This window comes from Streptomyces sp. AN091965 (assembly GCF_022698285.1).
Lineage (GTDB): Bacteria > Actinomycetota > Actinomycetes > Streptomycetales > Streptomycetaceae > Streptomyces.
The window spans coordinates 9,487,076-9,507,618 of sequence record NZ_JALDMY010000001.1 but is presented as its reverse complement, the minus strand read 5'-3'; the positions used below and the strand labels follow the sequence as shown (position 1 = coordinate 9,507,618).

23 protein-coding genes are annotated in these 20,543 nt (G+C 72.9%); 11 read left to right on the top strand and 12 right to left on the bottom strand.

All coding sequences use genetic code 11. The features are described 5' to 3' along the window. Positions 1 to 13 precede the first annotated feature (13 nt). Complete coding sequence (locus MQV74_RS39230) at positions 14 to 1,216, bottom strand: DUF418 domain-containing protein (protein ID WP_242728272.1); 1,203 nt, start codon at positions 1,214 to 1,216, stop codon at positions 14 to 16. Positions 1,217 to 1,405: 189 nt separating this feature from the next. Here MQV74_RS39230 and MQV74_RS39225 point away from each other — a divergent pair, with 189 nt between their 5' ends. The 4 genes from MQV74_RS39225 to MQV74_RS39210 all read left to right on the top strand — a co-directional run bounded on the left by MQV74_RS39225 (position 1,406) and on the right by MQV74_RS39210 (position 5,342). Further along, positions 1,406 to 2,062 carry a GNAT family N-acetyltransferase gene (locus MQV74_RS39225; protein ID WP_242728271.1) on the top strand — a complete coding sequence of 219 codons (657 nt, stop codon included), beginning with the start codon at positions 1,406 to 1,408 and terminating at the stop codon, positions 2,060 to 2,062. Further along, positions 2,059 to 2,985: a PaaX family transcriptional regulator C-terminal domain-containing protein gene (locus tag MQV74_RS39220; RefSeq protein ID WP_242728270.1), complete on the top strand. Its 927-nt coding sequence runs from the start codon at positions 2,059 to 2,061 to the stop codon at positions 2,983 to 2,985. The genes MQV74_RS39225 and MQV74_RS39220 overlap by 4 nt, the downstream gene beginning before the upstream one ends. Before the next feature lie 159 nt (positions 2,986 to 3,144). Further along, positions 3,145 to 4,287 carry a lactonase family protein gene (locus MQV74_RS39215; protein ID WP_242728269.1) on the top strand — a complete coding sequence of 381 codons (1,143 nt, stop codon included), beginning with the start codon at positions 3,145 to 3,147 and terminating at the stop codon, positions 4,285 to 4,287. A 95-nt stretch (positions 4,288 to 4,382) separates the two neighbouring features. After that, the gene (locus MQV74_RS39210; RefSeq protein ID WP_242728268.1) at positions 4,383 to 5,342 is read left to right on the top strand and encodes a 2-dehydropantoate 2-reductase; all 960 of its coding nucleotides are present in this window, start codon (positions 4,383 to 4,385) and stop codon (positions 5,340 to 5,342) included. A 74-nt stretch (positions 5,343 to 5,416) separates the two neighbouring features. On the opposite strand, the gene MQV74_RS39205 is transcribed toward MQV74_RS39210, so the two are convergent. The 5 genes from MQV74_RS39205 to MQV74_RS39185 form a co-directional block, all read right to left on the bottom strand. Then, positions 5,417 to 6,010, bottom strand: a complete 594-nt coding sequence (locus tag MQV74_RS39205) for an isochorismatase family protein (RefSeq protein ID WP_242728267.1) — start codon at positions 6,008 to 6,010, stop codon at positions 5,417 to 5,419. A gap of 104 nt (positions 6,011 to 6,114) precedes the next feature. Further along, complete coding sequence (locus MQV74_RS39200) at positions 6,115 to 6,831, bottom strand: DUF2470 domain-containing protein (protein WP_242728266.1); 717 nt, start codon at positions 6,829 to 6,831, stop codon at positions 6,115 to 6,117. 124 nt (positions 6,832 to 6,955) lie between these two features. Then, positions 6,956 to 7,369, bottom strand: coding sequence for a GNAT family N-acetyltransferase (locus MQV74_RS39195; RefSeq protein ID WP_374120821.1), 414 nt, complete (start codon positions 7,367 to 7,369; stop codon positions 6,956 to 6,958). A gap of 81 nt (positions 7,370 to 7,450) precedes the next feature. Continuing rightward, positions 7,451 to 8,098, bottom strand: coding sequence for an MBL fold metallo-hydrolase (locus MQV74_RS39190; protein WP_242728264.1), 648 nt, complete (start codon positions 8,096 to 8,098; stop codon positions 7,451 to 7,453). Continuing rightward, entirely contained in the window at positions 8,098 to 9,183 is a 1,086-nt protein-coding gene (locus MQV74_RS39185; RefSeq protein WP_242728263.1) for an S-(hydroxymethyl)mycothiol dehydrogenase, read from the bottom strand. Before MQV74_RS39185 ends, MQV74_RS39190 begins: the two co-directional genes overlap by 1 nt. A 110-nt stretch (positions 9,184 to 9,293) precedes the next feature. Between MQV74_RS39185 and MQV74_RS39180 the strand changes: the two genes are divergently transcribed. Beyond that, on the top strand, positions 9,294 to 10,118 hold the full coding sequence (locus MQV74_RS39180) for an ABC transporter permease (RefSeq protein ID WP_242728262.1): 825 nt from the start codon (positions 9,294 to 9,296) through the stop codon (positions 10,116 to 10,118). Positions 10,119 to 10,128: 10 nt separating this feature from the next. Further along, positions 10,129 to 10,620 (top strand): glutathione peroxidase, encoded by a 492-nt coding sequence (locus MQV74_RS39175; RefSeq protein ID WP_242728261.1) that lies wholly within the window; start codon positions 10,129 to 10,131, stop codon positions 10,618 to 10,620. Positions 10,621 to 10,689: 69 nt separating this feature from the next. Here MQV74_RS39175 and MQV74_RS39170 read toward each other — a convergent pair whose 3' ends face one another. Beyond that, complete coding sequence (locus MQV74_RS39170; protein WP_242728260.1) at positions 10,690 to 11,244, bottom strand: DinB family protein; 555 nt, start codon at positions 11,242 to 11,244, stop codon at positions 10,690 to 10,692. 145 nt (positions 11,245 to 11,389) lie between these two features. Then, positions 11,390 to 12,826: an aspartate aminotransferase family protein gene (locus MQV74_RS39165; RefSeq protein WP_242728259.1), complete on the bottom strand. Its 1,437-nt coding sequence runs from the start codon at positions 12,824 to 12,826 to the stop codon at positions 11,390 to 11,392. Positions 12,827 to 12,916: 90 nt separating this feature from the next. Here MQV74_RS39165 and MQV74_RS39160 point away from each other — a divergent pair, with 90 nt between their 5' ends. From MQV74_RS39160 to MQV74_RS39150, 3 genes are all read left to right on the top strand, one after another. Then, entirely contained in the window at positions 12,917 to 13,852 is a 936-nt protein-coding gene (locus tag MQV74_RS39160; protein WP_242728258.1) for a LysR substrate-binding domain-containing protein, read from the top strand. 25 nt (positions 13,853 to 13,877) lie between these two features. Further along, a complete protein-coding gene (locus MQV74_RS39155) occupies positions 13,878 to 14,744 on the top strand; it encodes an AraC family transcriptional regulator (protein WP_242728257.1) in 867 nt (288 codons plus the stop codon). Positions 14,745 to 14,948: 204 nt separating this feature from the next. Beyond that, the gene (locus MQV74_RS39150) at positions 14,949 to 15,119 is read left to right on the top strand and encodes a hypothetical protein (RefSeq protein ID WP_242728256.1); all 171 of its coding nucleotides are present in this window, start codon (positions 14,949 to 14,951) and stop codon (positions 15,117 to 15,119) included. Between the two features lie 40 nt (positions 15,120 to 15,159). Here MQV74_RS39150 and MQV74_RS39145 read toward each other — a convergent pair whose 3' ends face one another. Then, a complete protein-coding gene (locus MQV74_RS39145; protein ID WP_242728255.1) occupies positions 15,160 to 15,792 on the bottom strand; it encodes a GNAT family N-acetyltransferase in 633 nt (210 codons plus the stop codon). A gap of 295 nt (positions 15,793 to 16,087) precedes the next feature. On the opposite strand from MQV74_RS39145, the gene MQV74_RS39140 reads away from it, so the two are divergent. Beyond that, entirely contained in the window at positions 16,088 to 16,987 is a 900-nt protein-coding gene (locus tag MQV74_RS39140) for a S1 family peptidase (RefSeq protein ID WP_242728254.1), read from the top strand. A gap of 63 nt (positions 16,988 to 17,050) precedes the next feature. Here the strand turns inward: MQV74_RS39140 and MQV74_RS39135 are convergent, their stop codons facing one another. The 3 genes from MQV74_RS39135 to MQV74_RS39125 all read right to left on the bottom strand — a co-directional run bounded on the left by MQV74_RS39135 (position 17,051) and on the right by MQV74_RS39125 (position 19,081). After that, positions 17,051 to 17,644: a helix-turn-helix domain-containing protein gene (locus MQV74_RS39135; RefSeq protein ID WP_242728253.1), complete on the bottom strand. Its 594-nt coding sequence runs from the start codon at positions 17,642 to 17,644 to the stop codon at positions 17,051 to 17,053. An 83-nt stretch (positions 17,645 to 17,727) separates the two neighbouring features. Then, positions 17,728 to 18,135: a peptidase inhibitor family I36 protein gene (locus tag MQV74_RS39130; protein ID WP_242728252.1), complete on the bottom strand. Its 408-nt coding sequence runs from the start codon at positions 18,133 to 18,135 to the stop codon at positions 17,728 to 17,730. 172 nt (positions 18,136 to 18,307) lie between these two features. Further along, positions 18,308 to 19,081, bottom strand: a complete 774-nt coding sequence (locus MQV74_RS39125) for an AraC family transcriptional regulator (protein WP_242728251.1) — start codon at positions 19,079 to 19,081, stop codon at positions 18,308 to 18,310. A gap of 143 nt (positions 19,082 to 19,224) precedes the next feature. Here MQV74_RS39125 and MQV74_RS39120 point away from each other — a divergent pair, with 143 nt between their 5' ends. Then, on the top strand, positions 19,225 to 20,448 hold the full coding sequence (locus tag MQV74_RS39120; RefSeq protein WP_242729379.1) for an MFS transporter: 1,224 nt from the start codon (positions 19,225 to 19,227) through the stop codon (positions 20,446 to 20,448). Positions 20,449 to 20,543: the final 95 nt, after the last annotated feature.

The window sequence follows — 20,543 nt, the reverse complement described above, 5'->3', positions numbered from 1 at the left end:
CATCGGACAGGCCCTAGGCGCGCCACCTGGGCCGGGCGAGGTGGGTCGCCGCCCGCAGCAGCCATTCGACGGGCCCGTACGGATGGCCGCGCAGCCACCAGCGGCAGGCAGCGGCCTGCGCGGCGAACAGCGTGAAGGCCACGGCCGTGACGCCCAGCGGGGACACGCGGCCGACGAGGGCGGTGCCGTAGCCGGTGAACAGCAGGGCGCAGACGAGGGATTGCGTGAGGTAGTTCGTCAGGGTCATCCGGCCCGCGGGGGCCAGCGCGGCGCTCACCGCCCGGCCCCGGGGGGACCGCACCACGCGCAGCACCGTCGCGGCGTAGGCGGCCGCCAGCAGCGGGGCGGTGATCACGTCGACGCCCAGGGCGAGCACCTGGTACGCGGTTCCCGGGTGCGCGAGGCTCGCGTGGGCGTACACGACCCCACCGGCCAGGCCGACCGGGAAGCCCACGGCCTGGAGCCGCCGCAGGAGGCACTGGTGGCGGTCGAGGGCGGCCAGGGTCTGGTGGCGGCCCGCGGCCAGGCCCAGGAGGAAGGCCGCCAGGGCCGCGGGCGCCTGGAAGAAGACGAGCAGGAACACCACGTCGGGCAGCTCGTCCAGGTGCGCGCCGACGACCGAGGCGGGGCCGGAGCGCAGCGCCGCCGTGGCTTCGTCGGCACCGGCGGCCGCCGCCGCGAGGTCGGGGCTCAGACGCGCCGCGTGGGCGACGAGCGCGAGCAGCGCGTACCCCGCCGCCGTGAGCGCGAACAGCATGACGGCGACGCGCACGGCGGTGCGCGGTCGCACCCGGCGCAGGGCCAGCAGGATCAGCCCGAGCACCGCGTACGTGGTGAGGATGTCGCCGGGGAACAGCAGCACCGCGTGCAGGACCCCGAGCACGAACAGGCCCGCCAGGCGCCGCAGGAAGCGCGGGGTGAAGCGGGCCCCGGCGCGCTCCGCCGAGGCGAGCTGCAAGGTGAAGCTGTAGCCGAAGAGGAACGAGAACAGCAGGAAGAACTTGGCCTCGAACAGCACCGCGGTCACGGCGCGGACGGCCGTGTCGAGCGGCGCGCCGAAGGCCGGGTCCTCCACTCCGGAGCCGTGGTGGGCGGAGGCCAGGTAGTGGATGTTGACCAGCAGGATGCCCAGGAGCGCGAAGCCGCGCAGGGCGTCGACGTCGGTCAGACGCGGCCGGGCGGGGGCGTCCGGTCGGCGAACGGTCGTCTCGGTCACGCCCCCTCCCCCTTCGATCGCTTCCGCCTCCGTCGCTCCCCGGATGCCCCTCGTGGATGCCCGCGCATGACCCACCCCCACCTAACTATCATTTGGAAAACTCTCGTAGAGAGAATGAACGTAATACACTCGATCGCGCAAGAGGGCTCTCCGGACGAGGAGCCCTTCCCGCGACAGGGGGCGGTACCGATGAGCGCGACGCACCACGGGCCCACCGCGGCCACGGGCGGGGAGATCGAGGTGCGGCGCGGCGTTCCCGCAGGCGCGGAGGAGCAGGTCGCCGCGCTCTACTGGGAGGCCTTCGGGCGGAAGTTGGGGGCGGGTCTCGGCCCGCCCGACGCCGGACGGTCCTTCCTCGCCCGCCATCTCCACCACGACCGGGGCGTCGTGGCGGTGCGCGGGCACCGGGTGGTCGCGGTCGCCGGGTTCCAGCTGGGCGGACGCGCGCTGACCGGCGGGGGCGCACGCGACGTCCTGTCCGCGTACGGTCCGCTCGGCGGTCTGCCGAGGCTCGCGGTGCTCGCCCTGTTCGAGCGGACGCCCGCCGCCGGGGAGCTGGTCATGGACGGCATCGCCGTGGCCGCGGACCAGCGCGGTCACGGCATCGGCAGCCTGCTGCTGCGGGAGGTCGCCGCCGTCGCGGCCGAGGCGGGCTGCCGCCGCGTCCGTCTGGACGTCATCGACGTCAACCCGCGGGCCCGCGCCCTCTACGAACGGCACGGCTTCACGGCGACCCGGACCCGGCGCACGCCGTATCTGCGCCGTCTGATGGGCTTCGACGCGGTGACGACCATGCACCGCGCGGTCACGGCCGCGGATTCGGCAGCAGACCAGGAGGAACGATGAGCACCACCGCACGCGAGGGCACCGGCGCACCGGCCGACCGGCCGGAGATCCCGACGCGTCTGCTGGTCCACGCCCTCGTGCGCGAGGACGGCACCGTCGACGCGGGCGAGCTGTACACGGTCGCGAACGTCCTCGGCATGAGCGACCAGCAGGTCCGGCTGTGCGTCAAACGGCTCGTCGGCGAGGGCCGGTTCACACACGAGGGCCGGGGACGCAAGGCGGTGCTGCGCGCCGTCGCCGACGCCACCGGCTCCCTCGCCCCGGACGCCGCGTACGTGCGGCACGCGTACCGCCAGGACCGGGGGCTCGCGCCCTGGGACGGCGTCTGGCACGTGTTCGCCTTCGCCGTGCCCGAGTCGAGCCGCGCCGCCCGCGACGCGCTGCGGGACGCCCTCCTGCACCTCGGCGCCGCCCCGGTCCAGGGCGGCCTGTACGTGTGCGCCAACGCCGTCGAGGATCTGGTGGAGGCCCAGGCGCGCCATCTCGGCGTGCTGTCCTCGGTCACCTTCCTCACCAGCACGGATCTGCGCATCGGTGGGGTGGAGGCGCCTCGCGAGCTGGCCGCGTCCCTGTGGCCGCTGCCGGAGATCGCCGACCGCCACGACCGGCTCGCGGCCTACGCGGAGTCCTGCCTCGCGGAGCTGGACGGCTCCCCCGAGCCGACGGGCGTCGAGCAGCTCATCCTGGCCGTCACGCTCGCCGCCGCGTTCTCCGCGGCCATGAAGCCCGACCCGCTCCTGCCTCCCGAGCTGCTGCCCGAGCCCTGGCCGGGCACCCGGGCCAGGGCCCTCACCGCGCACTGCTGGGAGCGCCTCCTGCGCGCGGCGCGGTCGACCGGGGACCCCCAGCGGCCCTCCCCGCGCCTGTTCCGGCTGTACGCGGATGCGTTGGCAAATGCGCGGGGGCCGGAGGGCAAAGGCTGACGGCGCTGTTCAGAAGGGGGTGGAGGACGTCGATCGTCGTCCCTCTTACCCGTTGCACATGATGCAACTCATGTTGCGACTATTGCCTGTTCAACGGACCAGGGTCCAAGGTGGCTGCCACATCGCCACTACCGTCACTTCTGACACACGAGGTGCAGCATGGACAGACGCCGGTTCATCGCTACGACACTCGCCGCGGCCGCAGCCGGGGCCGTCACCACCACGTCCGCCGGGGCCGCGCCCCTCTCCAGCAGCGGGAGCAGCGGGCGCCCCCTCTTCCTCGGCACCTACACCTCCGAGCCGGGCGGCGGCGCCGGCATCGGCCTGGCCACGTACGACGACACGACGGGCCGCATCACGGGCGCAGGGACGCTCACCGGGGTGCTCGACCCGTCCTATCTGGTGGCACATCCCTCGGGGCGGACGCTGTACTGCGTCAACGAGCGGTCGCCGGGCGGCGTGACCGCCGTCGCGCTCTCCCCCGACGGCGCCCACCGGGTGCTCGGCACCCGCGACACCGGGGGCGACGGCCCCTGTCACCTGTCCGTGCACCCGAGCGGCCGCTGGCTGCTCAGCGCCAACTACTCCTCCGGCAGCGTGGCCGTGCACCCCATCGAGGACTCCGGCGCGCTCGGCGAGCGCACCGGCCTCGTCAGGCACACCGAGCCGCAGCCGGGCCCCGGGCAGCAGGGCCCGCACGCCCACCAGGTCGTGACGTCCCCGGACGGCCGCCACGTCCTGGCCGTCGACCTCGGGACCGACACCGTGTACACGTACCGCCTCGACACGGACGCGGGCACGCTGCGCCCGGTCACCCGGGTCACGCTGCGGGCGGGCGCGGGGCCCCGACACCTCGCGTTCCACCCCTCGGGGCGCTTCGCCTACGTGGCCAACGAACTCGACAACACGGTCGTGGTCTGCGCCTACGACCCCACGACGGGACGCGTGACACCGGGTGAGCCGCAGTCCACCGGCACGCCGTCCGGCCTCACGAACTATCCCGCGCAGCCTCTCGTGACCCGCGACGGCTGTTTCGCCTACGTCGCCAACCGGGGGCACAACTCCCTGGCGCGGTACGCCGTCGAGCAGAGCGGGGCCCGGCTCCGCCTCCTCGGCACGACGCCCGCGGGTGGGGACTTCCCCCGGCACCTCGCCTTCTCCCCCACGCAGCGGCTGCTGTTCGCCAGCAACCAGCGCTCCGGCTCGGTGAGCGTCTTCCGCGTCGACGCGGGCACGGGGGAACTCACCCCGACCGGAGAGCCGTTCGCGGCGCCCATGGCGGTGTGCGCGCTGCCCCTGTGAGGGGGTACGCACCCGGTCCGCGGCCCCGGCATAGGGTGACCTGATCCGGGCCGTGGCCGCCCGGTGTGACGACCGGCGATACAAGGGGGTTCTCCATGGTGGGGAAGGCAGCGGCGGAGCAGGTCCGCGTCGCGGTGATCGGTACCGGCGGGATCGGCGGGTACTTCGGCGGGCGGCTCGCCGCCGCCGGGCACGACGTGCGCTTCGTGGCGCGGGGCGCCCATCTGGAGGCCCTGCGGCGCGACGGCCTGCGCGTGGACAGCACGGCCGGGGACTTCGCCGTGGCGCCGGTGCGGGCGACCGACGACACCCGCGACATCGGCGAGGTCGACTACGTCCTGCTGTGCGTCAAGACCTGGCAACTGCCCTCCGCCATCGCCGCGTTGAAGCCGCTCGTCGGCGCCGACACGGCCGTCGTGACGTTCCAGAACGGCGTGGAGGCCCCCGAGCAGGTGGCTCGGGAGGTTGGTCGCGGTGCGGTCCTGCCCGGCACCGCGAAGATCATCGCGCACCTCGACGGGCCGGGGCGCGTGCGCCACGTGGGCGGGCCCGCGGCGCTGGCGTTCGCGGAGTGGGACAACGGCGCGTCCGAGCGCGTGACGCGCCTGGTGTCCACGCTCACGGGCGCGTCCGTGGCCGCCGCCGTGCCGGACGACATCTGGGCGGAGCTGTGGGCCAAGTTCCTGTTCGTGGTGCCGTTCGGCGGGCTCGGTACGGTGACGGACGCGCCGTTCGGCGTGCTGCGTTCCCGGCCCGGGACACGGCGGCTGCTGGTCGAGGGCATGACCGAGATCCAGCGGTTGGCCGCGGCCCACGACGTGCCGCTGCCGGAGGACATCGTGCCGAGGACGCTGGACTTCATCGACCAGCAGCCCGCCGAGGGCACCTCGTCGCTCCAGCGCGACATCCTGTCCGGCCGTCCGTCGGAACTGGACGCCTGGAACGGCTCGGTGGTCCGGCTCGGCGAGCGCACCGGGACGCCGACGCCGGTCAACCGCTATCTGTACGAGGTGGCCGGGGTCCTCGCGGCGCGGGCGGGCTCGACCGGCAAGTGACACGCGCCGCCCCCTCGGCGCCCGCTGTCCGCCCGCCGCACGGGCGGGCGGACAGCCCTTCGTACGGGCGCGCCTCAGGACGCGGTGAAGCTCACATCATCGGCGCTCGGCACGACCTCGACCTCGTCGCCGAGGGCCCACTCGGCGACGCGCGACACCGTCGCCGCCGGTACGGCGTCGCTGATGCCCTCGGCCGCCGGGATGTCGTACGTCCCGTGGGCGTCGTGCGGCATGACCACGCGGAAGTCCAGGTCGAGCGCGGTGCGCGCGGTGGCGCTGACGCACATCTCCGACATGACGCCGCAGATGGCCAGGGAGGTGACGCCTTCCTCGCGCAGCAGTTCCTCCAGTTCGGTCTCCTCGAAGCCGTCGTCGTACTCCTTGCGGATCACGACCTCGCCGCGGTCGGCGTCCACGGGCAGGTGGAGCCGCCAGCCGGGCGTGCCCGGCTCGTCGGTGGCGCCTTCCGGGCCGTCGTTCTGGAGCTGGACGACGAGGGCGTCGGCCGCACGGGCCTTGGCGATGAGCTGTTCGGTGCGCTGGAGCACACGCTCGACGTGAGGGATGGCGTCGTCGCCGGAGACGAAGGCGGACTGCATGTCGACGACGATCAGGGCCTGAACCGGTTCCACCGGATCGTTGGGCAAAGACTTACTCTGCGCGCTCATGGTGCCCATCATGCCTGGATCACTCCGGCGAACGGTAACCGACCCTGGCGCGACGACGGCCTCATCTCCCGCGCGAGGAACAGCGGTTCGGCCGCCGACGGCCCTCAGGACTCCGGCGGCGCCGGGCGCAGCGCGGGGCGGCGCAGCAGGCGCGCCTTCGTGAGCAGGGCGTGCATCCGCTCGCTGACCTGGCCCAGGTCCTCGACGGGCGCGTCGAAGGGCAGGCGCACGTCGGCCTGGCTGCTGACGCGTTCGAGGCGCAGGGTGAGGCCGTGACGGTCGACGGCCAAGGGTTTGACGTTCACCACGCCGCTCAGGCTCTCCGCGGCGATGAGCCGGGTGAGCTGCTCGACGGCGTCCGGGTGGGAGTCCGCGAGATGGGTGAGCAGCCGGGACTCGGCGTGGGCCAGCGGATCGGGGTCGGTGAGCGCGAACTCCTCGAGGTCGATGCCGGTACGGCCGTGGGTGTCGTGCAGAACGACGGTGGTCGGCTCGAAGAGGAGCTCGTCGTGGGTGGCCGTGAGCGACCCCGAGAGCCACAACCTGCTGCGCACCCGGTCCCGCACCGGCACGGGCGAGACGTCCGCGAACTCCACGAGGGTGGACGGCGCGCCGCGCGGCGCGCAGATGAGGGCGGCCGCGAGGGCGCTGTCCTCCGGCGGATCGAGGCGTACGGCACCTCGCTCGGTGACGCTGTGGGCACCGAGGAGTTCGTCCCTGCCGATCTCCGTGGTCACCGCGCAGGACCAGGCGGTGGCGAGCACGGAGCGGGCGCGCGCCGCTGCCGCGGGCATGGTCGTGCTGATGTGTCGGACACCCATCCTCAACCTCCATTAGGTAAGCCTTGCCTAACTTATCGGAGATCGGGGAGCGCTGCCAGCACGCGTGACCTGCGGCGCGCCGCCCTCACCGGATCGACACGGTTTCCCCCGGCGCCACGCCCCGTCAGGTCCAGCGGTGCATCCCGATGGAGGCGGGCGCCGTGTCGCGGAAGCCGAACTTCTCGTACAGGAAGCGCGCGTCGCCGTCCGCGATGAGCGAGACGTACGCCCCCTCGGGCGCGCGGCGCTCCAGTTCGTCGACGAGCGCGGCCATGATCCGCTTGCCCAGCCCCTGCCCCTGATGTGCGGGCAGGACGGCCATGTCGACGATCTGGAAGACGCACCCGCCGTCACCGACGACGCGGCCCATGCCGACCGGCTCGTCCCCGGCGTACACGGTGACCGCGTGCCAGGTGTGGGGCAGTCCGGCCGCGGCCTGTTCGGCCGTGCGGGGGCTCAGGCCGGAGGCGGCGCGCAGGTGGAGGTAGGTCTCGGCGGAGGGCGTCTCGGCACGCACGACGTAAGGGTCAGTATCTATGTTCACCTGCTACAGGTTAGCAGCGTGGAAAAGCCACCTACGGGGATGTCCGCAGGTGGCTTTCCCGGGGGATCCGTCCGCTCAGTGGCCGCGCGCGATCCACTCCTCCACGTGACCGGACTCCGCGCCGATCGTCGTGTTGTCGCCGTGGCCGGTGCGCACCACCGTCTCCGGCGGCAGCGTCAGGAGCCGCTCACGAATCGACTCGACGATCGTCGGGAAGTCGCTGAAGGACCGCCCCGTGGCGCCCGGACCGCCCGCGAACAGCGTGTCCCCGGTGAACACCGTGCCCAGCTCGGGCGCGTGCAGACTGACCGCGCCCCGGCAGTGGCCCGGGGTGTGCAGGACCGTCAGGGTCGTGCCTGCCACGTCCAGTTCCTGGCGGTCGCAAAGGTCACCGTCCGGCGCCCGGTCCGGGTGGGTCAGCTTCCACAGCTCCAGGTCGTCCGGGTGCAGCAGGACGGGCGCGCCGGTGCGCTCGGCGAGCGCGGGGGCGGCGTCGACGTGGTCGTCGTGGGCGTGGGTGCACACGATGGCGACGACCCGCCGGTCGCCCACGGCATCGGCGATGGCGTCGGCGTCGTGCGCGGCGTCGATGACCAGGACCTCGCGGTCGTCACCGACGATCCAGACGTTGTTGTCCACGTCCCACGTGCCGCCGTCGAGGGAGAACGTGCCGGAGGTGACGAGGTGTTCAACGCGGACGGGGCCCGCGGTCGCGGGCGCCATCAGAAGACCACCACCGAGCGCAGCACGTCGCCGTGGTGCATCCGCTCGAAGGCCTTCTCCACCTCGTCGAGCGCGATCGTCTCGGTCACGAACGCGTCGAGGTCGAGCCGCCCCTGCCGGTAGAGGTCGATGAGCATGGGGAAGTCCCGCGAGGGCAGGCAGTCGCCGTACCAGCTCGACTTGAGCGCGCCGCCGCGCCCGAAGACGTCGAGCAGCGGCAGGTCGAGGCGCATGTCCGGGGTCGGCACGCCCACCAGGACGACCGTGCCCGCGAGGTCACGGGCGTAGAAGGCCTGCTCGTACGTCTCCGGGCGGCCGACGGCGTCGATGACGACATCGGCACCGAAGCCACCGGTCAGCTCCCGGACCGCCTCGACGGGGTCGGCCGAGCGGGAGTTGACGGTGTCGGTCGCGCCGAGGCCGCGGGCGGTCTCCAGCTTCCGGTCGTCGATGTCGACCGCGATGATCCTCGCGGCGCCGGCGAGCCGGGCCCCGACGACCGCCGCGTTGCCGACGCCGCCGCAGCCGATGACGGCCACCGAGTCGCCCCGGGTCACCCCGCCGGTGTTGATGGCCGCGCCGAGCCCGGCCATCACGCCGCAGCCGAGCAGGCCCGCGGCGGCCGGGGACGCGGCCGGGTCGACCTTGGTGCACTGCCCGGCCGCGACGAGGGTCTTCTCCGCGAAGGCGCCGATGCCGAGCGCGGGCGAGAGCTCGGTGCCGTCGGCGAGGGTCATCTTCTGCCGCGCGTTGTGCGTGTTGAAGCAGTACTGGGAGCGGCCCCGCTGACAGGCGCGGCACTGGCCGCACACGGCGCGCCAGTTGAGGATCACGAAGTCGCCCGGCGCGACCTCGGTGACGCCCTCGCCCACCGACTCCACGACGCCCGCCGCCTCATGGCCGAGCAGGAACGGGAAGTCGTCGTTGATGCCGCCTTCGCGATAGTGCAGGTCGGTGTGGCAGACCCCGCACGCCTGGACCTTCACCACGGCTTCCCCAGGCCCCGGATCCGGCACGGTGATCGTCTCGATCCGTACCGGCTCGCCCTTCGCGCGTGCGATCACGCCCCGCACTTGCTGCGCCATGACTGGTCGCCCTTCTGTCGCTGCGTACGTCCGTCCGGCGCATTCGGCCCACCCTGGGGCGAACGCGTCGGTAGGAAGGAGCCTACGGCCCCCGCGCCTAGGGTGGGTCCGTGCGTGTACTCGCTGCTCAGACGCTGCTGCCCGCCAATGTGATCCTCGGTGTCGTCCTGCTGGTCCTGCTCCTGGCGGCGGCCGCGGTGACGGCGGTGTTCCGGCTCTCGCCGGACGGGTCGCGCGGCCGGGCCCGGGAGGTCGCCGTGGCCGGTGTGCGGGCGGCGGCCCAGCTGACCGCGGTCTCCCTGCTCATCGGCTGGGTGGTCCACCACACAGCGGCCCTGTTCGCGTTTCTGCTGCTCATGCTGGTCGTGGCCACGCGCACGGCGGGGCGCCGCATCACCCCGAACGGCACCTGGTGGTGGGCGGCCGTACCCCTGGCGACGCCCGTCGTGCCGGTCGTCTGCGGGCTCACCTTGACCGGTCTCGTCCCGGTGCGGGGCATCGCCATGGTCCCGGTCACGGGCATCCTCATCGGCGGCGCCCTCACGGCCACGGTGCTCGCCGGGCGCCGCGCCCTGGACGAACTTCACACCCGCTTCGGCGAGTTCGAGGCGGGTCTGGCCCTCGGTCTGCTCCCGCACGACGCCCGCCTGGAGGTCTGCCGTCCGGCCGCGTCCGACGCCCTGCTGCCCGGGCTCGACCAGACCCGCACGGTCGGCCTGGTCACGCTTCCCGGCGCGTTCGTCGGCATGTTGCTCGGCGGCGCCTCACCCGTGCAGGCGGGCGCGGTACAGCTGTTCGTCCTCATCGCGCTGATGGCGGTGCAGGCCATCGCCACGGCCGTCACCGTCGAGCTGGTCGCCCGCGGCAGGCTGCACCGCGACGAGCCGCCGCGGGACGCCCGGCCCGGCTCCGCGCCGGACACGGCCGGAGCGTAGGCTCCGCAGCATGTCTGTCTACGACGCAGTAGAGATCGAGAGCCTCCAGGGCGGCCCCGCGGACCTGTCCCAGTACCTGGGCAAGGCCGTCCTCATCGTCAACGTCGCCTCCAAGTGCGGCCTCACCCCGCAGTACGCGGGCCTGGAGCGGCTGCACGAGCAGTACGCCGCCCGTGGCTTCACCGTCCTCGGGGTGCCGTGCAACCAGTTCATGGGCCAGGAGCCCGGCACGTCCGAGGAGATCGCCGAGTTCTGCTCGGCGACGTACGGCGTGACGTTCCCCCTGACGGAGAAGGTCGACGTCAACGGCGCGCAGCGGCACCCGCTGTACCAGCACCTGGTCACGACGGCGGACGCCGAGGGCCACACCGGCGACATCCGCTGGAACTTCGAGAAGTTCCTGATCGGCGCCGACGGCGCGGTCGTCGCGCGCTTCGCCCCGCAGACCGAGCCCGACGCGGCCGAGGTCGTGGCCGCCGTCGAGGCGGCGCTGCCCGCCTGACGTTCCGGCCACCGCGGCCGGTGGGAGACGGACGTCCACCGGCCGTGGTGCGGGGACCGCGTCACGCGGTCACTGGCCGACCCGCCCGTCCACGCACTCGCGCAGCAGGTCGGCGTGTCCGCAGTGGCGGGCGTACTCCTCCACGCGGTGCACCAGCAGCTCCCGTATCGAGACGTTGTCCTTGCCCACGCGCTCGCCCAGGTCCTCGTACCCGGCCAGCGCGGCGTCGGTCTCCGCCTGCTCGCGCTCCAGGTCGGCGAACGAGGCGTCGACGACGGCCTGGTCGGCGACCGCGCCGTCGAAGTCCCCGTCCCGCACGCCGTACAGCTTCGGCGGCGGGCCGCCCGCGCCGAGCCAGCCGCGCCAGTCCCGCTCCACCTCGGCGAGGTGGCGCACCAGGCCGAGCAGCGACATCGTCGACGGCGGCACCGACCGGCGGGCCAGTTGCTCCGCGTCCAGGCCCTCGCACTTCATCCGCAGGGTGTGGCGGTAGTTCGTGAGGAAGTCCCGCAGCGTCGCGAGTTCGCCGTCCGGCGTGGCTCCGTCGCGGGGGTCGTCGCCCGGGTCCGTCCACATGTCGGGGTAGACGGTCGCCTGGCTCCAGCGTGCGGGTTGATCGTTCATGTGCTCGATGATCGTCCGTGACGGCGCGAACGTGCCAGTGGGTTTCGGCCGGGGCCGCTCCCCTGCCGCCCAGGAGCCGCTCAGACCGGCAGCGCGTGCGGACCCTCCTGTCGCGAGGGGTCGGGCCCCGGCCCGGGTGTCCCCCTCAGAGCCCGGCGCGGGCCTCGCTGATCGCCTGGTCGAGGATCGTCAGGCCGAGGGACAGCTCGTCCTCGGTGGCGGTCAGCGGCGGCGCCATCCGCAGGACGCCGCCCATGCCCGGCAGCTGGACGATGTTCATGTGCAGGCCCAGTTCGAGGCAGCGCCGGGTGACGCGTGCGCCCAGCTCGCTGGAGCTCCGCCCGCTCTCCGGGTCGACGGCGAACTCAAGGCCGGCCAGCAGGCCCCGGCCCCGGATGTCACCGACGACCTCGTGCCGTTCGGCGATGTCCGTGAGGCCCTGGCGGAGGAAGGCGCCGAGGGACCGCGCCCGCTCGTCGAGCCGGTCGCGGACCAGGACGTCCAGGACGGTGTTGCCGACCGCGGCCACCAGCGGGTCGGCCACGTGCGTGGTGAAGAACAGGTACCCGCGCTCGTACGCCTCCTGTTCGATCTCGGCACTGGTGACCACGGCCGCGAGGGGAAGCCCGGCGCCGAGCGTCTTGGACAGCGTGAGGATGTCGGGCACGACGCCGTCCCGCTCGAAGGCGTACCAGGTCCCGGTGCGGCACAGGCCGGTCTGGGCCTCGTCGAGGATCAGCAGCATGCCGCGTTCCCGGCACTTGTCCCGCAGGGCCGCGAAGTACCCGGGCGGCGGCTCGATGATCCCGCCCGAGCTGAGGATCGGCTCGACGAGGCACGCGGCGAGGCTGCCGGTCGACTGGGCGTCGATCAGGTCGAAGGCGAAGTCCAGCTGGCGGCGCCAGTCGAGGGCGCCGTCGGGCGTGGTGAAGTCGGGCCGGTAGGCGTTCGGCACGGGGATGGCGAAGTTGCCGGGGGCGCCCGGGCCGTAGCCCTTGCGGCCCGCGCTGTACGTGGCGGACGCCGCGGCCTGCGTCATGCCGTGCCAGGACCGCGCGAACGAGACGATCTCGTGCTTTCCGGTGACGAGCTTGGCCATCCGTACGGCGGCCTCGTTCGACTCGGCACCGGTCGTCAGGAGCAGCGCCTTCTCCAGCGGCGCGGGCAGGGTCTCGGCGAGGCGCCGGGCGAGGTCGACGACCGGGCGGCTGAGCATGCCGCTGAAGAGGTGGTCGAGCGTCGCGATCCCGTGCTGGACGGTCGCGACGATCTCCGGGTGCGAGTGGCCGAGGATCGCGCTCATCTGGCCGGAGGTGAAGTCGAGGATCTTCCGGCCGTCCGCGGTGTACACGAAGCTGCCCGCGGCCCGGTCGATGATCTCGCGGGTGAACGCGCCGCCGTACCGGACGAGATGCCGCTCGGCGTCGGCCCAGAAGGCCTCCGACGACGAAGGCGACACCAGGGACGACCGTGACGACGCGGCCGACGCGGGCGACGCGGGCGACGCGGGCGACACAGAGGACAGCCCGGGCGCGGCGGTCGCCGGAGCGGCCGGGGACGGAGGGGAGGTCGAAGGAGCCATGCCCTCGACGTTAGGCGGCGCCCGAGCAACGCGTCCATCTCACAATTCCGGCTTTCCTGTTCGGACGAGCCGAACAATAATCGTGAGGTGATGAACCCCTGGAGACTGCGCCTGCTCACCCAGCTCGACACCCTCGGCACCGTCCGGGCGGTCGCCCAGGCCGCGAGTCTGAGCCCGTCGAGCGTGTCCCAGCAGCTCGCCGTGCTCGAATCCGAGACCCGCACCCAGCTGATCGAACGGACGGGGCGCCGGGTGCGCCTGACGTCGGCCGGACTGATCCTGGCGCGGCGGGCCCGGGCGATCCTCGACCACATGGACAGCGTCGAGGCCGAGCTGCGCGGGTTCGGCGAGGAACCGGCCGGGCCCGTGCGCCTCGGGGCGTTCCAGAGCGCGGTCCACACCATGGCCGTACCGGCGGTGACCCGGCTCGCGCGGGAGCATCCGCACCTCGACGTCGAGGTGCTCCAGCTGGAGCCGCACGAGAGCATGCCCGCGCTGCGGGGCGGCGACGCGGACCTCATCATCACGACCACGGACTTCGACGAGCTGCCGCTGGGGCCCGACCTCGACCTCGTGCCGCTGGCCACGGACTCGATCCTGCTCGTGGTCCCTGCCGGGCATCCGGCGGCCGGGCGCGGCTCCGTGGACCTCGCGGCCCTCGCGGACGAGCCGTGGGCCTTCGACATGCCGCAGTCGTACATGGCGAACCTCGCGCTGCGCCTGTGCCGGCAGGCGCGGTTCGAGCCGCGGGTGGTGTGCCGGTTCAGCAACTACATGCTGGCCCTCCAGCACGTCGAGGCGGGGCTGTCCATCGCCCTGCTTCCCGGCCTGGCGGTGGACCGCCGCTATCGCGTCGCCACCAGCGAGCTCGCGTCGCCCGTGACGCGCACCATCACGGCGGCCGTCCGGCGCGGCGCACCGCAGCGCGCCGCGGTGCGCGCCGTGCTGGACGCGCTGCGCGCGCCGGACCCGACCGCTCCGGGCACAGGATGTCGGGTCGGGCAGGGTGACTCCTCCCTAACGTGAGGGAGCGAAAGGGAAGGAGATCCGGGTGCTGGAGCGGCTCAACGAGGCCATGGAACACATCGAGGCACATCTCGGCGAGCCGATCGAGGTGAGCGAGCTCGCGCACATCGCCATGACGTCGGAGTACCACTTCCGGCGGCTGTTCTCGGCGCTGGCGGGGGTCCCGTTGTCGGAGTACGTCCGCCTGAGGCGGCTGTCCACGGCGGGTGCCGAGGTGCTCGCCGGTGAGCGCACCCTGCTCGACATCGCGGTGCGCTACGGCTACGGCTCGGGCGAGGCCTTCGCGCGTGCGTTCCGCGCCGTCCACGGGGTGGGGCCGAGCGAGGCCCGCCGCACCGGTGCGGCGCTGCGCTCCCAGCCCCGGATGTCCTTCCGCCTCATCGTCGAAGGGAGCAGCAGTATGCGATACCGGATCGTGGACAAGGACGAGTTCCGCGTGGTGGGCAAGAAGGCCCGCGTCCCGCTCGTCCACGAAGGGGCCAACCCCGCGATCGCCGAGTTCATCCGCGGCATCGACGCGGAGACCCTGCGACGCGTCACCGCGCTGTCGGACCAGGAACCGACGGGGGTCGTCGGGGTCAGCGACCAGCTCGACCCCAGCCGTGCCGAGGGGACCGAACTCGACTACTACCACGGCGTGGTGACGGGCGCCGAGGCACCGGAGGACATGGACGTCCTCACCGTTCCCCCGGGGGCGTGGGCCGTCTTCGAGAACTCCGGCCCGTTCCCGCAGGCGCTCCAGCACCTGTGGCGGGACGTGTTCACGCAGTGGTTCCCGTCGAACCCGTACCGGAGCAGGCCGGGCCCCGAGATCCTCCAGGTGGACGTCTCGGCGGACCAGGCGCGGGCGGACGCGAAGCTGTGGATTCCCGTGGAGCGGGCCGCCGCCTGAGCGGAGACCACGTGAGGGCGTGGACGGCAGCCCGTCCACGCCCTCACGAGTGATCACATCGGAGCCCGATGCCCACCGGAAGCGGCGACGTCCGCGAGCCAGGCTGAGCACCATGAACGACACGGACACCACGCTGATCGGCCACGTCGACACGGCCTGTACGTAGGGGACGCGGTCACGTACACCTGGGGCCTCGCCCGCGCGGTGCGGCTCGACGAGCGGCTCGACGCCCGCACGGTGCGCTGGATCCTCGACAACGTCGCGTGGATCCACCAGGACGTCAGCGAGAGCCCTCTCGTGGACAGCGACCGCTCGGGCGGCCGACGCAGGCGCCGCCGCCGAGCACGTCCGAACAGGACCGCCTCCTGCGTCTGATGGGACGCGTGCCGCAGTCCGCGAACCGCCGCGCGTCGGCTCACGGCCGGTAGATGCACGCCGCCAGCGGAGCACTGAGCTTCCAGCCCAACACCTCGTACAGGGCCCGGCCGTCGTCGGTCGCGCCCAGGACGCCGAGGCCCGCGCCGCGTGCGAGCGCCTCGTCGGCGAGGACGCGCATCACGTGGCTGCCGAGGCCCCGACGGCGGTGCGCCTCCTCCGTGACGACGCGGTCCACGACGGCGGCCTCACCGAGGACGGCCATCTGCCCCCGGGCGGCGAGGGCACCCGCCCGGTCGTGCAGGCGCACGAAGATGACACCGTCGCGGGTCCGCACCGACACGGTGTAGCCGTCCGGTACGGCCGGGGCCGTGGCCCGCAGGGCCATGGACATCAAGTAGCCCGACTCCTCCTTGTCGACCACCCAGCCATCGGGCAGCCAGGGTTCGACGTCCTCCGGCTCCCCGGGCACCTTGAGCCAGGTGTCCGGCACGCTCACCGAGGCCGCCGCCGCGCGCACGACGGGCTCGGTGGCGTACGGCAGCACATGGCGCCCCACTTGACCGGGGGCGCCCACGTCGAGGTAGAGCCCCCAGGGCCGCTCCACCGGCGGCGGCGTACTCCGCGACACCGTCCAGCCCACCGCCCAGGTCCTGACAAGTTCCGGAACCACACTGTCCTCCCGAAGTCGTCGCTCCTCGGCTCCGCGGGCGCGTCCCACGCGAAGCTCGTACGTTAAATCGTACGCTAGAGCAGAATATAGTTCATCACAGGAGTGCTGAAGTCCCTTATGGCATCAGCTGGTTCGGAAGCGGCCGGGCCCGGCCGGGCTCCACGGGCCCACAACCCACGGCGTCTTCCCTGCACTTGACCGTACGCGGTCTTGTCCTGGCGGCAGGATCCCTCAAGGATGCGCATGACAAAACCGAAGCACCTTCGGTCACACAGCCATCAGAGGGGACCCCCACATGAACAAGCCTCTCGTCGGTGCCGTCTTCACCGCGCTCCTGCTCGGCGCGACGGCACTGCCCGCGGCCGCCGTCAGCAACGAGGCGCCGACGGCCGACAAGCAGGTGGTACGGACGCAGCCCGCCGCCAAGACCAAGGTCAACACCAAGGCCGTGACCTTCGCGGGCACCGTGGCGCTCAGCAACTGCTCCGGCTCCGTCGTCCGCGTGCCCAGCTCGCAGCCCACCGACCGCGCGCTCGTCCTGTCCAACGGCCACTGCCTGGAGACCGGCTTCCCCGGCCCGGGTCAGGTCATCGTCGACCGGCCGTCGACCCGCAGCTTCACGCTCCTCAACGCCAGCGGCGGCAACGCGGGCACCGTACGCGCCAGCAAGATCGCGTACGGCACGATGACCGACACCGACGTCTCGCTGTACGAACTCACCAGCACCTACCGCGACATAGAGACCCGCTACGGCATCAAGGCCCTCGACATCGACGCCGCGCACCCGCAGGCCGGTCGCGCCATCACCGTCGCGTCCGGCTACTGGAAGCGGATGTACAAGTGCAACGTCGACGGCTTCGCGTACCGCCTCAAGGAGGGGCGCTGGACCTGGAAGGACTCGCTCCGCTACACCCAGCCCTGCCAGGTCATCGGCGGCACCTCCGGCTCACCGGTGATCGACGACCAGACCGGCAAGGTCGTGGCCGTCAACAACACCATCAACGAGAGCGGCCAGCGCTGCACCGACAACAACCCTTGTGAGGTCGACCAGAACGGCAACGTCACCGTCCGCCCCAACATCGGATACGCCCAGCAGACCTACATCGTCGTCCCCTGCGTCGGCGCCGGCAACAAGATCGACCTGAACCGTCCCGGCTGCACCCTGCCCAAGCCCGCGGCGGCCGCACGCCGCTAGGCGAGCCCCGGGCGGGTCCGGGCGCACCGCGGCCCGGACCCGCCGCTCGGCACGCCCCGAGCCTCAGTACAGGCTGGAGAACAGCACCACGACCATCTGCGCGGGCTCGTCGCCGTCGTTGCGGAAGGTGTGCGGACGGCCCGCGGCCCACTGGATGCAGTCCCCGGCGCGCAGGACGTGGTCGACGCCGTCGTAGCGGGCCACGAGCGTGCCGCGGGTGACCGTCACCAGGTCGGTGCCCTCGTGCTGGAGGTCCTCGACCAGGCCGCTGCGCGGTGCGAAGTCCCCCGTGACGACCTGGTAGCCGAGCTCGGGGGCGCGCAGCACGCGGTAGACGACTCCCGGGGCGCGGTTCAGGGTCTCCTGTTCCTCCCTCGGGTACACCGAGGGCGTGGCGCGGCCCCGGGAGAAGCCGAGGAACGAACCGACGTCGTGGCCGAAGACCTTGGCCAGGCGCCCGAGCCGCTCCAGGGCGATGTCGGTCTCGCCGCGCTCCAGGGAGGCGAGGAAGGACACGGACAGGCCGCACTCCGCGGCCACCTGGCGCAGCGACATGCCCCGCTGGGTGCGCAGCCGGTGCAGCACCGCGCCGGGGGGCGGGAAACCGAGCTCCGGGTCCCTGGAGGACGTACGGGTCGACGGGTCCGGATCAGCCATGACGGCATCCTAGAACCGCCGGTCGCACCCCGGGCCTCCGCCCCCGAAGCCCCGGCGTCCCCGCCCTGGAAGGCCCCGGCAGGCTAGCCGTCCTCGCCGGGCGGCGTCCCGCAGCTCGGGCCGCCCAGGCCGTCGAACTGCACCGAGCTGAAGAAGTCCCGATAGGCGGGGAAGAAGTTGCCCTTGCCGGTCGGACCCGAGGAGGTCACGGCCGTGCAGCCGGAGTAGTTCGCTTCGGACCAGAGGTAGATGGTCGACGGCGTCCGGTTCCAGTCCGACTTGGCGTGGTCGTCCATGCCGAGCGGGGCGAGGTCCGGGGTGTTCCCGCTGAGCTTGATCATCTCGCCGGTCCCGTCGAGACCCGAGAACATGCAGTAGAAGCCGGCGGGGCACCGGTCGTACCCCTCGGCCGCGTGGGCCGTGGAGACCGGAGCCGCCGTGACAGCCGTGGCGGCCACCGCGACGAACAGCGCGGAGAGCCTCGTCCTCATCGTCTTCACCATGCGTGTGCCGACCCTTCGTTCTGAGGCCCGCGAGTCCGCGGGCTGCGGCCAACGGAACGGTGGCACGCGGGCCGTGGTACCCCCAGGTTTGTTGATCCGCTCGGTGTGTCGCGATCCCCCACAAGCGGGGCGTACGGTGCGGTAGACCGGTGCGCGCGGCTCAGGCGCGCCGCTGGTGGGTGCCCGGCGTATAGCCGAACGAGCGTCGGAAGACGTCGATGAACGCGCTCGTCGAGGACCAGCCGCAGCGGTGCGCGACGGCGGTGACGGGCAGGTCGTCGCCGAGCATCCGCAGCGCGTGGTAGAGCCGTGACTGCGTGCGCCACTGCGGGAAGGTCATGCCGAGCTCGGCGCGGAAGAGGCGGCTGAGGGTGCGCTCGCCGACCCCGGTCGCGGCGCCGAGCTCGGCGAGGGTGCGCGGATCGGCGGGGTCGCCGTGGACGAGCGCACAGACCGCCGCGAGACGCGGGTCCGATGGCGTGGGCAGCCGCACCGGCTGCTGCGGGGACGCGCGCAGCTGGTCACGCAGGACCGCGCGCAGCCGACGGCGCTCCGCGCTGCCGTCCTTGGGCCCGCGGGCGTACTCGATGATCAGCTCGCGCAGCAGCGGGCTGACGGCGAGGACCGTCGGCTCGTCCAGGTGCAGCGGGTTGTCGTCGGCGGGCAGGCCGACGAAGTACATCTCCAGGTGGCCGTAGGCCCGGTGGGAGTGGACGGTGCCCGCGGGGACCCAGATGGCGCGGGTGCCGGGCGCGTACCACGTACCGGCGTCCGTGGTGACGGCGACGACCCCGGAGCCCGCGTAGGCGATCTGGTGGTCGTCGTGCCGGTGCGCGTCGATGCGGTCCCCCGGGGCGAGGACCCTGACGTGCGTCGGGGCCACGGGGGTGTAGCGGACGGGTTCCTGTTCCGGCAGGGCTTCACCTTCCGGCATGCGGGCAGCCTCTCCGTACGGCGTTCGCCAGGGTGGCGGGAAATCGGCAGACCTTGGCATTTTATCGGAAGCCCGACAGGGCGCGGCGGGGCGACGATCGGTCCGTGTCCAAGCCCTCACCTCGCAACAGGCCCCTGACCCTGATGTCCCTCGGCCACACCTGTGTGGACGTCTACCAGGGGGCCGTGGCCGCCCTGGTCCCGTACTTCGTGTCCGAGCGGGCGTACACCTACGCCGCGGCCTCCGGCATCGTCCTGGCCGCGTCGCTCCTGTCGTCGGTGGTGCAGCCGCTGTTCGGGGCGCTCACCGACCGGTGGGCGATGCCGTGGCTGCTGCCGGTGAGCACGGTCGTCGGCGGTGCCGGTGTCGCGCTCAGCGGCGTCTTCGACTCGTACGCCCTCACGCTGGTGGTGGTCGCCGTGTCCGGCGTCGGTGTCGCCGCCTACCACCCCGAGGCCGCGCGGGTGGCGCGCGTCGCCAGCCGTGGCAGCCACACGGCGATGGGCTGGTTCTCCCTCGGCGGCAACATCGGCTTCGCCACGGCCCCGCTGCTCGTCGCCGCCGTCATCGCCACCGGCGGGCTGCGGGCCTCGCCGCTCCTGGTCGTCCCCGCGCTCGCCGGTGCGGCCCTGTGCGCGGCAGCGCTGCGCGAGGTCAAGGCACCCCTCGCGGCCACGGCGGCGGCCGCCCGCGCGGCCAAGGGCACCGGCGCCGACGACTGGGCCTCGTTCCTCCGCCTCTCCGGCGCGATCGTGTGCCGCTCGATCGTGTTCGTCGGGCTGAGCGCGTTCATCGCGCTGTACGTGCGCGAGCGCGTCGGCGGCGGTGAAGTCGCCGGAACGGCGGGTCTGTTCGTGCTCTACATCGGCGGGGCCGTCGGCACGGTGATCGGCGGCCGCCTCGCCACCCGCCACAGCCGCGTCACGGTGGTGCGGTGGTCGTACGCCGTGAGCGTGCTCGCCGTCGCCGGTGTCGTCCTGATCCCCGGGCCCCTGCTCTACGTGTGCGTGGCGCTCACGTCGGCGGGCCTGTACGTGCCCTTCTCCCTGCACGTCACCCTCGGCCAGGACTATCTGCCGAGCCGCGTCGGCACCGCGAGCGGGGTGACGCTGGGCCTGACCGTCAGCGTCGGCGGCGTCGCCAGTCCGCTCATCGGCACCCTCGCCGACGCCACGTCCCTGCGCACCGCCCTGGCGCCGCTGATCGTGCTGCCCGCCATCGGCTGGCTGCTCCTGCGCCCCCTGCGCGAGCCCGCTCAGCCGCTGCCTCCCGTCCCGGCACCGGCCACCGAGCCCCCTTGTTACGATCGTCCGGCAGGCGCGGCCTCCGCGCCCGCCCGCGACTGCCGTTCCGACGAGGGAGGTTGATGAATATGGCCTGCCAGGCCCTTCATCGGCATGCCCAAGTCCGGGCCGCGCAAGGACAGTGAGCGGCCCGGTCGTCCGAACGACCAGGAGTCTCA

Coding starts and splice junctions, on each gene's coding strand:
- MQV74_RS39215 (WP_242728269.1), top strand. CDS start 3,145: ATGGACAGACGCCGGTTCATCGCTACGACACTCGCCGCGGCCGCAGCC.
- MQV74_RS39125 (WP_242728251.1), bottom strand. CDS start 19,081: ATGCCGGAAGGTGAAGCCCTGCCGGAACAGGAACCCGTCCGCTACACC.
- MQV74_RS39165 (WP_242728259.1), bottom strand. CDS start 12,826: ATGGCTCCTTCGACCTCCCCTCCGTCCCCGGCCGCTCCGGCGACCGCC.
- MQV74_RS39200 (WP_242728266.1), bottom strand. CDS start 6,831: ATGGGTGTCCGACACATCAGCACGACCATGCCCGCGGCAGCGGCGCGC.
- MQV74_RS39160 (WP_242728258.1), top strand. CDS start 12,917: ATGAACCCCTGGAGACTGCGCCTGCTCACCCAGCTCGACACCCTCGGC.
- MQV74_RS39190 (WP_242728264.1), bottom strand. CDS start 8,098: ATGGCGCCCGCGACCGCGGGCCCCGTCCGCGTTGAACACCTCGTCACC.
- MQV74_RS39210 (WP_242728268.1), top strand. CDS start 4,383: ATGGTGGGGAAGGCAGCGGCGGAGCAGGTCCGCGTCGCGGTGATCGGT.
- MQV74_RS39170 (WP_242728260.1), bottom strand. CDS start 11,244: ATGAACGATCAACCCGCACGCTGGAGCCAGGCGACCGTCTACCCCGAC.
- MQV74_RS39140 (WP_242728254.1), top strand. CDS start 16,088: ATGAACAAGCCTCTCGTCGGTGCCGTCTTCACCGCGCTCCTGCTCGGC.
- MQV74_RS39185 (WP_242728263.1), bottom strand. CDS start 9,183: ATGGCGCAGCAAGTGCGGGGCGTGATCGCACGCGCGAAGGGCGAGCCG.
- MQV74_RS39135 (WP_242728253.1), bottom strand. CDS start 17,644: ATGGCTGATCCGGACCCGTCGACCCGTACGTCCTCCAGGGACCCGGAG.
- MQV74_RS39220 (WP_242728270.1), top strand. CDS start 2,059: ATGAGCACCACCGCACGCGAGGGCACCGGCGCACCGGCCGACCGGCCG.
- MQV74_RS39130 (WP_242728252.1), bottom strand. CDS start 18,135: ATGAGGACGAGGCTCTCCGCGCTGTTCGTCGCGGTGGCCGCCACGGCT.
- MQV74_RS39120 (WP_242729379.1), top strand. CDS start 19,225: ATGTCCCTCGGCCACACCTGTGTGGACGTCTACCAGGGGGCCGTGGCC.
- MQV74_RS39205 (WP_242728267.1), bottom strand. CDS start 6,010: ATGAGCGCGCAGAGTAAGTCTTTGCCCAACGATCCGGTGGAACCGGTT.
- MQV74_RS39175 (WP_242728261.1), top strand. CDS start 10,129: ATGTCTGTCTACGACGCAGTAGAGATCGAGAGCCTCCAGGGCGGCCCC.
- MQV74_RS39225 (WP_242728271.1), top strand. CDS start 1,406: ATGAGCGCGACGCACCACGGGCCCACCGCGGCCACGGGCGGGGAGATC.